The sequence below is a fragment of the Curtobacterium sp. MCLR17_036 genome (assembly GCF_003234445.2).
GTDB lineage: Bacteria > Actinomycetota > Actinomycetes > Actinomycetales > Microbacteriaceae > Curtobacterium.
On sequence record NZ_CP126269.1, the window covers coordinates 754623 to 768266 of the forward strand.

At 70.8% G+C, this 13644-nt stretch carries 17 protein-coding genes; 7 read left to right on the forward strand and 10 right to left on the reverse strand.

The window, feature by feature from the left end; translation table 11 throughout:
• Positions 1–181: 181 nt before the first annotated feature.
• Positions 182–865 carry a hypothetical protein gene (locus DEI99_RS03600; RefSeq protein ID WP_284180938.1) on the reverse strand — a complete coding sequence of 228 codons (684 nt, stop codon included), beginning with the start codon at positions 863–865 and terminating at the stop codon, positions 182–184.
• 307 nt (positions 866–1172) lie between these two features.
• Here DEI99_RS03600 and DEI99_RS03605 point away from each other — a divergent pair, with 307 nt between their 5' ends.
• The gene (locus DEI99_RS03605; protein ID WP_071253428.1) at positions 1173–2126 is read left to right on the forward strand and encodes a manganese catalase family protein; all 954 of its coding nucleotides are present in this window, start codon (positions 1173–1175) and stop codon (positions 2124–2126) included.
• Positions 2127–2225: 99 nt separating this feature from the next.
• Here DEI99_RS03605 and DEI99_RS03610 read toward each other — a convergent pair whose 3' ends face one another.
• A complete protein-coding gene (locus DEI99_RS03610; RefSeq protein WP_111042361.1) occupies positions 2226–2660 on the reverse strand; it encodes a VOC family protein in 435 nt (144 codons plus the stop codon).
• 20 nt (positions 2661–2680) lie between these two features.
• Positions 2681–3523 (reverse strand): helix-turn-helix transcriptional regulator, encoded by an 843-nt coding sequence (locus tag DEI99_RS03615; RefSeq protein WP_111042363.1) that lies wholly within the window; start codon positions 3521–3523, stop codon positions 2681–2683.
• 101 nt (positions 3524–3624) lie between these two features.
• Between DEI99_RS03615 and DEI99_RS03620 the strand changes: the two genes are divergently transcribed.
• Complete coding sequence (locus DEI99_RS03620) at positions 3625–4305, forward strand: SDR family NAD(P)-dependent oxidoreductase (RefSeq protein WP_111042365.1); 681 nt, start codon at positions 3625–3627, stop codon at positions 4303–4305.
• A gap of 58 nt (positions 4306–4363) precedes the next feature.
• On the opposite strand, the gene DEI99_RS03625 is transcribed toward DEI99_RS03620, so the two are convergent.
• Complete coding sequence (locus tag DEI99_RS03625) at positions 4364–5236, reverse strand: DUF808 family protein (protein WP_111042367.1); 873 nt, start codon at positions 5234–5236, stop codon at positions 4364–4366.
• A 99-nt stretch (positions 5237–5335) separates the two neighbouring features.
• Between DEI99_RS03625 and DEI99_RS03630 the strand changes: the two genes are divergently transcribed.
• Positions 5336–5605 carry a hypothetical protein gene (locus DEI99_RS03630; protein WP_111042369.1) on the forward strand — a complete coding sequence of 90 codons (270 nt, stop codon included), beginning with the start codon at positions 5336–5338 and terminating at the stop codon, positions 5603–5605.
• A gap of 7 nt (positions 5606–5612) precedes the next feature.
• Here the strand turns inward: DEI99_RS03630 and DEI99_RS03635 are convergent, their stop codons facing one another.
• From DEI99_RS03635 to DEI99_RS03645, 3 genes are read right to left on the reverse strand one after another with little or no spacing between them, the layout of a single operon-like run.
• Entirely contained in the window at positions 5613–6008 is a 396-nt protein-coding gene (locus DEI99_RS03635) for an arsenate reductase ArsC (RefSeq protein ID WP_111042371.1), read from the reverse strand.
• Between the two features lie 46 nt (positions 6009–6054).
• On the reverse strand, positions 6055–6468 hold the full coding sequence (locus DEI99_RS03640) for a VOC family protein (RefSeq protein ID WP_111042373.1): 414 nt from the start codon (positions 6466–6468) through the stop codon (positions 6055–6057).
• Between the two features lie 43 nt (positions 6469–6511).
• Entirely contained in the window at positions 6512–7108 is a 597-nt protein-coding gene (locus DEI99_RS03645; RefSeq protein WP_111042375.1) for a TetR/AcrR family transcriptional regulator, read from the reverse strand.
• 102 nt (positions 7109–7210) lie between these two features.
• Between DEI99_RS03645 and DEI99_RS03650 the strand changes: the two genes are divergently transcribed.
• Positions 7211–8152: an aldo/keto reductase gene (locus tag DEI99_RS03650; RefSeq protein ID WP_111042377.1), complete on the forward strand. Its 942-nt coding sequence runs from the start codon at positions 7211–7213 to the stop codon at positions 8150–8152.
• Between the two features lie 84 nt (positions 8153–8236).
• On the opposite strand, the gene DEI99_RS03655 is transcribed toward DEI99_RS03650, so the two are convergent.
• Positions 8237–8815 (reverse strand): TetR family transcriptional regulator, encoded by a 579-nt coding sequence (locus tag DEI99_RS03655; protein ID WP_111042378.1) that lies wholly within the window; start codon positions 8813–8815, stop codon positions 8237–8239.
• 68 nt (positions 8816–8883) lie between these two features.
• Here DEI99_RS03655 and DEI99_RS03660 point away from each other — a divergent pair, with 68 nt between their 5' ends.
• The 3 genes from DEI99_RS03660 (at position 8884) to DEI99_RS03670 (ending at position 10740) form a co-directional block, all read left to right on the forward strand.
• Complete coding sequence (locus tag DEI99_RS03660) at positions 8884–9642, forward strand: SDR family NAD(P)-dependent oxidoreductase (protein ID WP_111042380.1); 759 nt, start codon at positions 8884–8886, stop codon at positions 9640–9642.
• Between the two features lie 73 nt (positions 9643–9715).
• Positions 9716–10321: a nucleotidyltransferase domain-containing protein gene (locus DEI99_RS03665; RefSeq protein ID WP_111042382.1), complete on the forward strand. Its 606-nt coding sequence runs from the start codon at positions 9716–9718 to the stop codon at positions 10319–10321.
• Entirely contained in the window at positions 10318–10740 is a 423-nt protein-coding gene (locus DEI99_RS03670) for a hypothetical protein (protein WP_111042384.1), read from the forward strand. The genes DEI99_RS03665 and DEI99_RS03670 overlap by 4 nt, the downstream gene beginning before the upstream one ends.
• Positions 10741–10774: 34 nt before the next feature.
• On the opposite strand, the gene DEI99_RS03675 is transcribed toward DEI99_RS03670, so the two are convergent.
• Positions 10775–11362, reverse strand: a complete 588-nt coding sequence (locus DEI99_RS03675) for a TetR/AcrR family transcriptional regulator (RefSeq protein WP_111042409.1) — start codon at positions 11360–11362, stop codon at positions 10775–10777.
• Between the two features lie 89 nt (positions 11363–11451).
• Positions 11452–13500, reverse strand: coding sequence for an MDR family MFS transporter (locus tag DEI99_RS03680; RefSeq protein ID WP_181434492.1), 2049 nt, complete (start codon positions 13498–13500; stop codon positions 11452–11454).
• Positions 13501–13644: the final 144 nt, after the last annotated feature.

A 13644-nucleotide genomic window follows, 5' to 3' on the forward strand; every position in this document is an offset into this window, starting at 1 on the left:
AGGTGGTCCGCGCGTTGGTGGCCGGAACGTCGGGCTTCCTACGCGCGGAACGTCACACCATGCACGAAACAACCACCCACGCGCGGAACAGCACCAGCCCGAACAGCCCCCGGCGCGTGCGGAAGGGCCGCCCTGGTTGCCCGGGGCGGCCCTTCGTGCGTGGTGCGGTGGTGCGGGGGTGTTACTTGATCTGGGCGGTGATGGTGGCGGTGCCGACCAGGAGGCCGCGCTTGACGGCGTCGGTACCGAAGGTCTTGTTCAGCAGGCCGGCAGCGTCCTCGCTGATGTGGACGGTGGTCCCGGTGAGGATGGCGTTGTCGCCCTCGAGCTGGAGGGGCTTGAGCGAACCACCCCAGAGCTCGAACAGGTACGCGTTCGACGCGGCGACCTTGCCGTTGACCAGCACGTCACCGTAGAGCTTGGACGAGCCCGGGTTCACGACGAAGTTCTCCAGCGTGACGGTGGTGTCGCCGGCCTTGAGGGTCAGGCCGGAGTCGTCGTGGTTGAGCAGGCCCTGCACGTAGGGGCGGTAGTTGCCGTCCGGCGACCAGTACGTGACCGAACCGGCCGTGATCGGGAACGACACCGACCCGTCGGCGAGGGTCGCATCGCCGGAGACGCCGGGGGTGAGCTTGAGGGCGGTGAGGGCGTCGGTGAAGCCGGAGTCGAGCTTCACCGCGGTGGAACCACCGAGGACCTCGGGCACCGACGCGACCGGTGCGGGGACCTTCGACTCCGACGACGACGACACCGTCTGCACGTTCGGGGTCGCGGCCTGGGCGGAGGAGATCCCGAACGCTGCGCCACCGAGGACGAGAGCGCCGGTCGTGGCGAGGGTGATGCTGGTCTTGAGGCTCTTGCGCATGATGTGGATCCTTTGCTTGGTGTCGCGCTCGGCGCGGCTGCTGTGTGCGCGCCGAACACACCCTGGTGCAGGGTGGAGAACCAGCGTGGTGCGGCTGGTGAGCGCTCCGGGTGTTTCCCGGTCGTTGCAGGTGATTCGGCACCACCCGCGAAGTCGATTGGGTTGATTCCACGTCGTTACCTGTCCGTGACCTTCTCGCTCGACGGCGCCGTCACGTCCACTGAGCGAAGTGGCAGTGCCCGTTGCCAGGGGCGGCCGAGGACCGTGAGGCCCACGGCGGATCCGCCGTCGACAGCAAGGAGGCTCCATGTACTTCCACGCACAGACCTGGATCAACGAGATCGCCGACGGCGAGCCCGACCCCGCAGCGGCGAACGCCCTGCAGGAGGGACTCGGCGGCCAGTTCGGCGAGATGCGCACGATGATGCAGTACCTCTTCCAGGCGATGAACTTCCGCGGTCCGGCCGCGAAGCCGTACCGCGACCTCATCCAGGGAGTCGGGACCGAGGAGATCAGCCACGTCGAGCTCATCGGCACCACGATCTCCCGTCTGCTCGACGGGTCGCCCGAGTACTCGGGCAAGCTCACCGACCCGCTCGACACCCCCGGGGCGAAGGGCGCGACGCCGCTCTCCATCGCGCTCGACACGAGCAACATCCACCACTACCTGGTCGGAGCGCAGGGCGCCCTGCCCGTCGACTCGGCTGGCAACCCCTGGAGCGGCAGCTACGTCTACAACTCCGGCAACCTGCCGCTCGACCTGCTCTACAACCTGATGCTCGAGTCCACCGGTCGGCTGCAGAAGTGCCGGATCTACGAGATGACGGACAACCCGACCGCCCGCGGCACCATCGCGTACCTCATCGTCCGCGACCAGGCGCACGAGAACGCCTACGCGAAGGCGCTCGAGACCCTCGGGGTGGACTGGAAGACACTGCTGCCGATCCCGAAGACGAACGCCGAGCAGTTCCCGGAGGTCAAGCAGCTCGTCGACCTCGGACTGCAGAGCAAGCAGTACAGCTTCGACCTCGACGGCGCGTCCGAGGCCGGCAAGATCTTCCGCGGGGCGTCGCCGTCGAAGGACGGCACCGACCTGTCGGCCACCGAGCAGGCCCCCACCGGTTCGCCCTCGTTCATCGCGCCCGAGCGGCTCGAGGAGTTCTCGCCGGGTCTCGACGCCGACCTGCTGGCACTCATCCAGCAGACCGCCGAACTCGAGCTCGACGAGGCGGAGGACCCCCTGTACGGACCCGTCGCCTGACGGCTCCGGTCGCCGACGTCGCCACCACACCACACGCGGTGGACGCACCGAGGACCGGACGGGAGGCCCGTGGCGACCCCGCCACGGGCCTCCCGTCCGTCAGTCGAGGCAGAACTCGTTGCCCTCGACGTCCTGCATGACGATGCAGGACTCGTCGACGCCGTCGGCGAGCATGCGGCGCACCTGCGTCGCGCCGAGCGCGACGAGGCGGTCGCGCTCCGCGTCGAGCGCCGCGAGGCGCTCGGCACCGACCAGGCCGGGCCCCACCCGCACGTCGAGGTGCACCCGGTTCTTCACCACCTTGCCCTCGGGGACGCGCTGGAAGAAGAGGCGCGGTCCGACGCCCTGCGGGTCGACGCAGGCGAACGCTCGACCGCGCTGCTCCGGCGGCAGCTGGTCGTCGAACGCCTGCCACGAGTCGGAGCCCGGTGGGGGCGGCGGCACGACGTAGCCCAGGACCTCGCACCAGAAGCGGGCGAGGCGCTCGGGTTCCGCGCAGTCGAACGTGACCTGGACCTGTCGCACCGTGGACATGGCGCCAGCGTACGACGTGGTCAGGCCGGTGTCGCGGACAGTCGCTGGGTGCCGGTGACGCGCAGCAGGTCGAGCCGCTGCTCGTCCTCCGACCCCGGCACGGCCGTGTAGACCACGATCCGCAGGTCGCTCCCGGGGGCGGTGAGCACGTCGCAGTCGACCGTGATCGGTCCGACCGGCGTGTCCGTGAGGGTCTTGCGACTCGACCGGTGCTCGGCGACCTTCGCCTCGGCCCAGCGCCGCTCGAACTCCGGCGCGCTGGCGCGGAGCCGCTGCACCAGGTGGGCGAGCGCAGCGTCGCGCGGGTAGCGGCCCACGGCGGTCCGGAGGTCGGCGGCGAGGTCGCTGGCGAAGTCCTCCTCGTGCTGGGCGTCGAACTCGACACCCGCGTGGCCCGCGGTGAAGTGCCGCCACACCAGGTTGCGGTCGAGGCCGGTGTGCTCCGCGGGGTCGCCGCCGATCGCGGCCCACAGCGGGTTCCACAGCAGGATGTCGTGGCTGGCGGAGAAGACCGCGAGCGGGACGTCGCCGAGCCGGTCGACGATGCGCTGCACGCCGGGACCGATGTGCCGGGGCACGGTGCCGGCGGACGGGGGAGCCGCGCCGGCGACCCGGTACAGGTGGTCGCGCTCGTCGTCGGTCAGGCGGAGCGCGACGGACAGCGCACGCAGCATCTGCGGGGAGGGGTTCGAGGCCCGGCCCTGCTCGAGACGGACGACGTAGTCGACGCTGACCCCGGCGAGGGCGGCGAGCTCCTCGCGGCGCAGACCGGACGTGCGGCGGCCGGCTCCGGACGGCAGCCCCACCTCGGCGGGGGTGACGCGGTCGCGCCAGGCCCGCAGCACGTTCGCGAACTCGCTCATGCGTCCATCCTGCCCGCGGGACGGCTGCGCTCGGTGGTACCGGCAGTCCCACCGTCGTGCGGGACCTGGGAGTCCGTCAGCAGCAGGCGCACGATGGACCCATGACCACCACACTCATCACCGGGGCGAACAAGAGCCTCGGACTCGAGACCGCCCGACGACTCGTCGAGGCCGGCCACACCGTCTACGCCGGCATGCGCGACCTCGACAGCGGTGACGCCGCCCGGGAGCTCGGGGCCACGGCCGTGCAGCTCGACGTCACCGACCAGGCGAGCGTCGACGCCGCGATCGCCTCGCTGCCCGCGCTCGACGTGCTCGTGAACAACGCCGGGGTGCTCGGTGCGTCGTTCGGTGTCGACGACCTGACGCCCGAGCGCCTGCAGGACGTGTTCGACGTCAACGTCGTCGGCGTGGTCCGGGTGACGCAGGCCGCGCTGCCGCTGCTCCGACGCTCCGAGCAGCCCGTCATCGTGAACGTCGCGTCGGGGGTCGGCTGGCCGCGCTGGCTGACGACCGAGGGCCGCGACGAGTACCCGGTGCCGGCGGTGCCCTACGCCGCCTCGAAGGCCGCCCTCATCGCGCTCACCGTGCAGTACGCGAAGAACCTGCCGGACTTCCGGATCAACGTGAGCGACCCCGGGTACACGGCCACCGACTTCAACGGGCACGGCGGCCACCAGACCGTCACCGAGGGGACGGACGCGACCGTCGCGCTCGCACTCCTCGGCGCCGACGGGCCGACCGGTGAGTTCCACGACCGGCGGGGGCGCATCGAGTACTGAGCGCACGGCGGGGCGCCGGTCGTCCGGCGCCCCGCGACGAGGCACGATCCGTGCTGTTTCAGTGCTTGTGGCGCAGGCGGCCGATGCCCAGGACGATCGCCACGACGACCATGCCGAGGACGACACCGGCGACCGCGGACACCGCGGTGTCGACGATCCAGACCACGACGGGGCCGGCGGCCTCGATCGCGTGCGTGACGGCGTGCAGCACGTCGTACGGACCGTGCCAGAAGGTCTCGGCGAGGTTCGCGATGACCAGGTGCCCGCCGACCCAGAGCATCGCGACGGTGCCGATCACGCTGATCACCCGGAAGACGGTCGGCATCGCCCGCACGATCCGGGCACCGGTCCGCCGGGTCCCGCGGGCGGGCTGCTTCATCATCTGCAGGCCGACGTCGTCGACCTTCACGAGCAGGGCGACCGCGCCGTAGACGACGGCCGTCATGACGAGACCGATCACGACGAGTGCACCGAGCGTCGGCCAGAGCCCGAGGTCCGGGTCGAGGCCGTCGAGGGCGATGAGCATGATCTCGGTGCTGAGGATCAGGTCGGTGCGGATCGCGCCGAACACGAGCTTGCCCTCGGACACCGCCTCGGAAGCGCCGCCCTCGTGGTGGACGCCGAACCACTCGGTGACCTTCTCCGCGCCCTCGAAGCACAGGTACGTGCCCCCGAGCAGCAGGAGCCACGGCAGCACCCACGGTGCGAACGCCGTGAGCAGCAGCGCGAGCGGGATGATGATGACGAACTTGTTGAACAGGCTGCCGAGCGCGATCCGCCCGACGACGGGCAGCTCCCGCGCGGGGGCGAGGCCCTGCACGTACTGCGGCGTGACGGCGGCGTCGTCGATGACGACCCCGGCGGTCTTCGCGCTGGCCTTCAGGGCCGCGGACAGGATGTCGTCCACCACGGCGAGCAATCCGACTGACATGGTGACGCACTCCGATCGATCCGCCCCTGTGGCGATGCTCAGCGTACTGGCCGGCACCGAGCCTGAACGCCACCGGTCGGCCGTCCGTATGCTCGCGGCATGGCTGACTTCACCGCTGCCCAGGCCGCCGTCGTCCGGATCGAGCGCGCAGAGGAGGGCCGCTGGGACCTCTCGCTCATCAGCGACTCCGGTGTGGCGATGGGCCACGGCGTGTACCTCTTCGACGCCGACCACGACGACGCCGAGGACGAGCAGACCGCCGCGCTCGACTTCGTCCGCGAGTACGGCTTCCGGTTCGAGCGCGACACGGTGCAGACCGAGGGACTCGGCGTCTTCTGGGCGCCGCTGCTGCCCGCCGACCAGCAGTAGGGCGCCGCTACAGCGACGCGACCAGCGCTTCCACGCGGGCGCGGATGTCGTCGCGGATCGGGCGGACGCGCTCGATCGGCTGCCCGGCCGGGTCCTCGAGTTCCCAGTCCTCGTACCGCTTGCCGGGGAAGACCGGGCAGGCGTCCCCGCACCCCATCGTGACGACGACGTCCGACTCGCGCACGGTGTCGGTCGCGAGCACGGCGGGCTGCGCACCGGCGATGTCGATGCCGGCCTCGGCCATGGCCCGGACGGCCACGGCGTTCACCCGGTCGGCCGGTTCGCTGCCGGCCGAGAACACGCGGACGCGGTCACCGGCGAGGTGCCGCAGCCAGCCGGCGGCCATCTGCGAGCGGCCGGCGTTGTGGACGCACACGAACAGGACGGTGGGGCGGTCGGTCATGCCGCCATCATCCCAGTGGTGACCGTCGACGACGTGCCGGACCGGATCAGCGCAGGGCGGACGCCTCGAAGCCGATCAGCCACGTGACGCCGAACGCGTCCCGCACGGTGCCGTCCCAGTCGCCCCACGGGCGTTCCTGCAGGGCGTCGAGGACGGTGCCGCCCGTGGCGAGCCCGTCGAACCACCGGCGCAGGACGTCGGGCGTGGCCGTCCCGAGCAGCGCGAAGAGCAGACCGGACGCCGCGAACGGTTCCTCGTGCCCGCTCGTGTCGGTGGCGAACAGGTCGACCGCGCCGGTCAACTGCCCGTGTGCCACCGCGTCGGCGGGACCGTCGGCGCGGGCGAGGTCGGCGAAGGTGGCGATCCGGACCTCGCCGCCGAACACGCCCTGCCAGTGCTCGAGGGCCTGCCGGGCCGTGCCGGCGAAGCGGAGGTACGGCGTCGGTGCGATGGCGTCCATGGCGTGACGGTACCGCCGCAGGCCGCCGGCCGTGCCCTCGTCGTCAGCGGGTCGGTCCGAGCACGTCGAAGGCCCGCCGCAGGATCGCCGGGGCATCGGCTCCGGCACCCTCGTCCGTCGCCCAGGTGGTCACCGCGACGTCGAAGCAGCCGAGCGCCGCCTGCACGAGGGTCCGGGCACGGAGGTCCCTGTCCGTCCCGCCGAGGCGGTCGGTGACCAGCGGGGTGAGGGCATCGGCCCAGGTCTGGTGCTTCTCGAGGTTCCGGGCGCGGAGCGAGGCGGTGCGTGTCATCACGCGGACGGAGCGGCGGCCGGTCTCCGGGTCGTCCTCACCGCCGCGGGCGAGCATCTCGGCGAAGGCCTCGCGCAGGGCGCTCCACACCGGTTCGTCGTCGGGGCGGGCGCGGAAGGCGTCGGCCAGCGCCTGGCGGTGCCGCGCCGGGTCGCCGATGACCGCGTCCTCCTTCGCCGGGAAGTAGCGGTGGAAGCTCCGGGCGGAGATGCCGACCTCGGCCGCGACCTGTTCCACCGTGACGTTCTCGAAGCCGTCGGTGTCGAAGCGCTCCACGGCCACGGCCGCGATGCGGGCACGGACGGCGTCGCGGGTGATGCCACGCAGGCCGGATGGTCCGTCGCTCATGCTGTGATCCTACCCGCTTGGCAATCTCCGTCGAGTGTGTCAGAGTCTGACAATGCGGGCACAACGTGTCAGCAGTCACCACGACCACCGGAGGAACCGACCATGCAGCAGCGCACCCTCGGCCGACAGGGCCTGACCGTCAGCGCGATCGGCTACGGCGCCATGGGTACCACGTTCGCGTACGGACCAGGCGACGATCAGGAGTCCGTCGCGGCCATCCGCCAGGCGCACGACCTCGGCGTCACCCACTTCGACACCGCCGAGCTCTACGGGTGGGGGACCGGCGAGCGGTTGCTCGGCAGCGCGCTGGCCCCGATCCGCGACCAGGTGACCATCGCCACGAAGTTCGGCTTCACCCCCGAGGCCTACGCTCCGGACTCGCGTCCGGAGCACGTGCGCGCCGTGGTGGACGCGAGCCTGCGCAACCTCGGCACCGAGTGGATCGACGTGCTGTACCAGCACATCCACGACCCGGCCGTCCCGATCGAGGACGTCGTCGGCGTCATGCAGGAGTTCGTCCAGGCCGGCAAGGTGCGGTACCTCGGCCTTTCGAACACCGATGCCGAGCAGATCCGCCGTGCGCACCTCGTCCACCCGATCTCCGTGCTGCAAACCGAGTACTCGGTGTTCTCGCGGGAGTCCGAGGCGCTCTTCCCGCTCGTGGACGAGCTCGGCATCGGTCTGGTCGCCTACTCGCCGTTGGCGCGGGGGTTCCTCAGCGGTGCGGTGCAGCCACGCAGCGCCTACGCGGCCGACGACCTCCGGCACCAGCTCGAGTGGTGGGCGCCGGAGCACTTCGACGCCAACGTCGGTGTCGTCGACGGGCTCACTGCCATCGCCGACGCGAAGGGCGTGTCCCTGTCGCAGCTCGCCCTCGCCTGGGTCCTGGCGGAGCGCGACGACGTGGTGCCGATCCCCGGGTCGCGGAACCCGGGGCGCGTCGCCGAGAACGTCGCGGCCGCCGACATCCGACTGACCGCGGAGGAGGTGGCGCGCATCGACGCGCTGTCGCGCGACGTCCGCGGGAAGCGCGCGATGAGCTGAGCCCGGCCGAGCGTCGGACGGGAGGCCCGTGGCGCGCCCGCCACGGGCCTCCCGTCCAGCGGGCGGTCGTGTCCGGAGCGCGTCTCAGTCGAGCAGGGCGAGCGCGCGGTCCACGACGTCCTCCGGACGGCCGTCGCCGTTCAGCGCCCACCAGGTGAGCGCCGCGCTCGCGGCGGCCGCCAGGGCGTGCGCGCGCACCGCGACGCCGAGGTCGTCGGCCGACGCGCCGTCGCGCTCGGCCACGAACCGGATGATCTCGTCGGTCAGGCTCGTGACCGCAGCGTCACCGACGCGCTCGAGCGACGGGTTCGCGCGGATGACGCGGAGGCGGTGTCGGGTGACCTCGACGGCGTCGTCGGGGAAGGTCGCGCCGATCCGGTACGCGGCACGCAGGGCGTCCGGTGAGGACTCCGACGCCGGCCGTTGCCGGAGCGCGTCACCGAACCGGGTCGTGAACTCCTCGAGCCCGCCCCAGACGAGCGCTGCCTTGTTCGGGAACAGCCGGAACAGCGACCGGCGGCTCACGCCGGCGGCAGCCGCGACGTCGTCCATCGACACGGCGTCGAAACCCTGCTCGTCGAACAGGCGCAGCGCCACGAGGGAGACGGCGTCCGGGTCGATCGTGCGGGGGCGGCCCGTCGGGCGGTCGCTCGTCGAGCTCATGGAGTCCTTTCGGCACTGAGTGCTACAACGGTGGTGGCGCACCGAGCGCCTCTCAGTGAGGAGACGACATGACCGAGACCACCGCCGGACGGTTCGCCGGCACGACCATCATCGTCACCGGAGCGGGCTCCGGCATCGGACGCGCCACGGCGACGCGCATCGCGAACGAGGGCGGGCGCGTGATCGCGACCGACGTCGTCGCCGAGCGGCTCGACGCCCTCCGCTCCGAACTCGACGGTTTCGACGTCGAGACCGTCGTCGGGGACGTCGCAGCGACCGAGACGATCGACGCGCTCATCGCGGCCGCGGGCGAGCGGATCGACGGGCTGGCGAACGTCGCCGGCATCATGGACGCCTTCCTGCCGCCGAGCGAGGTCGACGACGCCACCTGGGACCGCGTCTTCAGCGTCAACGTCACCGGACCGATGCGCCTCACCCGCGCCGTCCTGCCGCTCATGATCGCCGCCGGTCGCGGAGCCGTCGTGAACGTCGCATCCGAGGCGGCGCTCCGCGCGTCGGCCTCCGGTGCCGCGTACACGGCCTCGAAGCACGCGATCGCCGGCTTGACCAAGAGCGTCGCGTTCTTCCACGGACCGCAGGGCATCCGGGCCAACGCCGTCGCGCCGGGGTCGGTCGCGACGAACATCGAGGCGCCGATGCGCAGCGAGTACGCGGCCAGCCGGGTCGGTCCGCTGATGCAGGCGGTGATCCCGCCGATCGCGCAGCCGGAACAGCTCGCCGCGGCCATCACCTGGCTGCTCAGCGACGACTCGGCCAACGTGAACGGCGTCGTGCTGCCGAGCGACGGCGGGTGGTCGGTCATCTGAGGAAGATGCTCAGATACGAGTAGAAATCTACCAGAAGTGGTATATTTCTACTCGTATCTGATCGGAGGTACCGATGCAGTTGCAAACCCCCTTCGCGACGGTGACGACCTCCGTGGACGGCGATGTGCTCGCCGTGTTGGCACGAGCGCCAGGACCGATGACGATCGCGGACATCTGCAGCCTGGTGCCGGACCGGTCGTACGCCGGGGTCCGGAACAGTGCGGATCGGTTGGTCGAGCAAGGTGTCGTCGACGGGCACCGGACCGGACGGACGAAGTCCTTCAGTCTGAACCGCGAACACCTCGCCGCTGATGCGGTCGTCGCGATCGCGAACCTCCGGACGGCTTTCCTCGACCGGCTCCGCGACGGTTGCGAGCCCATCCCACTCCGCTACGCCGCCGTCTTCGGCTCGGCTGCCCGCGGGGAGATGCGACCGCAGAGCGACGTCGACCTCTGCTTCGTCGTCCTGCGCGGCCGGCGGTCCGAGGCCGAGACCGGCATCCACGCCTTGACCGAGCGCGCTGCTCGGTGGAGCGGCAACGAGGTCCGGCCCGTCGTCTTCGATGAGGACGACGTCAGCGCGGCGGACGCCCTCTTGGGTTCCGTTGCGCGCGAGGGCATTCCCCTTGCAGGTGATGGTCGTTGGCTGGTCCGGCGACTCCGTACGCTGGCTGGATGACACCGCGGACCGGCACCACTGCGATCGGCGATGAGTCGTTCCGTCGTGGGCACCTCGCCAAGGCGTCGGAGTTCCTCGATGCCGCCGATGCGCTGCGCGAACTCGGGGGAGCAGCGGGTGTCATCACCGCGGAGTCACACTTCGCCAACGCCTTCGTCGCACAGTGCGTCCTGAGCGGGATCGCAGCGGCGGACGCGATCTGTGTCGCACGGACGGGCCGCTACTCGCGGTCGGGTGCGCACGACGAAGCGGTGCCGGTGCTCCGTGCTGCGGCTGGCCAGTCCGTCGCGAAGCACCTCGAGGTCCTGCTCGCGGTCAAGAACAAGGCGGAGTACAACGCCAGGTCGGTGAGCGACGCGGACATCGCGCGGGCCCGGACTGCCGCCGAGTCCTTGGAGGCATTCGCCCGCTCAGCGTGAGGCTCGGCATGGGTGTCCCGCGCCTGCGTCGCCGTCAGGACGCGAGCGCCACCATCTCGCGCACCACGGCACGCAAGCGATCGGCGAGCTCGTCGTTGCTCCGCACCGTGTCCCGGTGCGCTGCTTCGCTCAGGGCCGACATGACGAGCGTCACGGCGGTCCGGGCGGTCTGCTCGTCGGTCCGCGTGCCCACGACGCTGAGCAGGGACTGCCGCGACTCGGCCATCCACTGCATGACCGTCGAGGACATCTCCGGACGCAGCACGAGCAGTTCCTTCATGCGGCGGCGGTCCTGTGACAGCGGCACGGTGGCGGCGATGAGCACGCACAGGTCGTCGACGAGTGCGCCCTCGGCCTGCTCGAACCAGGCGGCGCTGTGTTCCGGGACCTCGACCGAGTCGAGGCCGAGCGCTGCGTGCGCCTTCGACGTGAAGTAGTTGAAGAAGGTGCGCGGGGAGACGTCGGCGTCCGCGCAGATCTGTTCGATCGTGACGCCGTCGAGACCGTGCGCCGACACGAGCGTGAGGGCCGCGTCGTGGAGCGCCTGACGCGTCTGCTGCTTCTTGCGCTCCCGCAGGGTGCACGGGGCGGTGGCGTCCGGCGGTGCTGCGGTGGTGGGCACGGGCACTCCTGGGGGTCGAGGGGTTGTGGGCCGCCGGGTGGTGGGCCGCCCGTGCCGGAAGGTCGGCACGGCACGGGCGGCCCGGTCGGTCACCGGCGCTGCGTCGGCGTGGAGCCGGTCATCGGACCGGTGAAGCTGCCGGCCTCGGCCGCGGCGAGCCCGGCGTCGGACTCGAGCTGTGCCTCGGCGGACATGTCGGCACGCTCCTGGAGCGCGGAGCGCTGGCGCAGCGGCGGCACCCGGAAGAACCAGGTGAGCACGAACGCGAGCAGGATCACGCCGAGGCCGACCCAGTAGATCGTCACCGACGAGGCGTTGAACCCGGCCATGAACGGGCGGGTCAGGGCGCTGTCGGCACCGGTCAGGAACGACGTGTCGTTCGTGCTCGTGCTGCTCGAGCTGCTGCTGTCACCGGCGTCGATCTGCTTCGCCAGGTCGGGCGTGACCTGGTCGACCCAGTACGTGCGCTGGGCGGCGTCCGACCAGTCGACGACGACCTTGCCGTCCTGCACCGAGGCGTGTGCCCGCTCGGCGACGGCCTGCAGGACCACGGACTCGGGAGTCGAGGGGCGGGCGGCGGTGATCGCCTGCGCCGAGGCCTGGTCGAGCTGGCGCTGGATGCCCTGCTCGAGCGGGGCGACGATCGGCGTCCAGATCTTCTCCATCGCACCCTGGTTCCGCGGGGCGGTGGCGACCGTCGGGTTCGTCGCCGCGTCGAGGGCGGCGTTCAGGTCCTTCTGGTTCGACGTGGCGTGCAGGATGTTCGCCGGCATGACCGAGAACAGGATGGAGAGCAGGACGGCGGTGCCGAGCGTCCCGCCGATCTGACGGAAGAACGTGGCCGACGACGTCGCGACGCCCATGTCCCGGGCCTCGACGGACCCCTGCGAGGCGAGCGTCAGCGACTGCATGACGGAGCCGAGCCCGAGGCCGATGAGGAACATGCCGATCATGAGGAACCAGAGCGGCTTGTCGATGGACATGAACGTCAGCACGACGTAACCGGCGGACACGAGTGCCGTGCCGATGACCGGGAAGATCCGGTAGCGGCCGACGCGGGCCACGATCTGACCGCTGGTGATCGACGCGATCATGAGGCCGCCGACCAGGGGCAGGGTCGCGAAGCCCGACTCGGTCGGGGTCAGGCCGACGACGATCTGCAGGTAGAGCGGGATGGTGAGCATCGCGCCGAACATCGCGAAGCCGACGAGGAACCCGATGACGGTCGCCATCGAGAACGTGCCGGAGCGGAAGAGCTTGAGCGGGATGATCGCCGCGTCGCCCATCTTCGACTCGATGAGCAGCAGGCCGACGAGCCCGACGACGCCGATGACGTAGCAGGCGAGCGCGGCGGGGGAACCCCAGCCCCAGGTACGGCCCTGTTCGGCCACGAGCAGCAGCGGCACGAGGGTGACGATGACGGCGGTCGCGCCCCACCAGTCGACCTTCGGCTTGTCGGTCTTGTCGTGCACCTTCGGCAGGTGCAGGAAGACGATGACCATGACGAGCGCCGCGATGCCGATCGGGACGTTGATCAGCAGGACCCAGCGCCAGCCGGTGATCCAGAGGATCTCGGACGAGCCGGCGAGCAGGCCGCCGATGAGCGGGCCGATGACCGACGAGATGCCGAAGACCGCGAGGAAGTACCCCTGGTACTTGGCGCGTTCGCGCGGGGCGAGGATGTCGCCCATGATCGCGAGCGGGAGCGACATGAGCGCGCCGGCGCCGATGCCCTGCACGGCGCGGAAGGCCGCGAGCATGAGCATCGAGGTCGCCATCGAGGACAGCACGGCGCCGACGATGAACACGACGATGCCGAAGATGTAGAGCGGGCGGCGGCCGAAGATGTCGGAGAGCTTGCCGTAGATCGGCGTCGCGATCGTCGAGGTGATGAGGTACGCCGTCGTCACCCACGCCTGCTGGTCGAGGCCGTGCAGGTCGTCACCGATGGTGCGGATCGCCGTGCCGAACACCGTCTGTCCGAGCGAGGACAGGAACATGCCCGCCATCAGCCCGTAGATCACGAGGAGGATCTGGCGGTGGGTCATCAGCGGCTGCTGGCCGGGGCCGCCGGAGGCCGGAGCGGCCTCGGACGAGCTCCGACCGGGCTGCACCGGGACGGGTGCGGTGGCGGTCATCGAACTCCTTTTTCGGACTGTGAAACTTTGCAGACCGCGCAACGATACATCCACTAGTTCCGCAATGCAACTAAAGGCGGGTGTCCGTGGGTGCACAGGAGGTGCCCGTCCGTCACTGTTGCAGGCGTATTCGAGATACCGTTT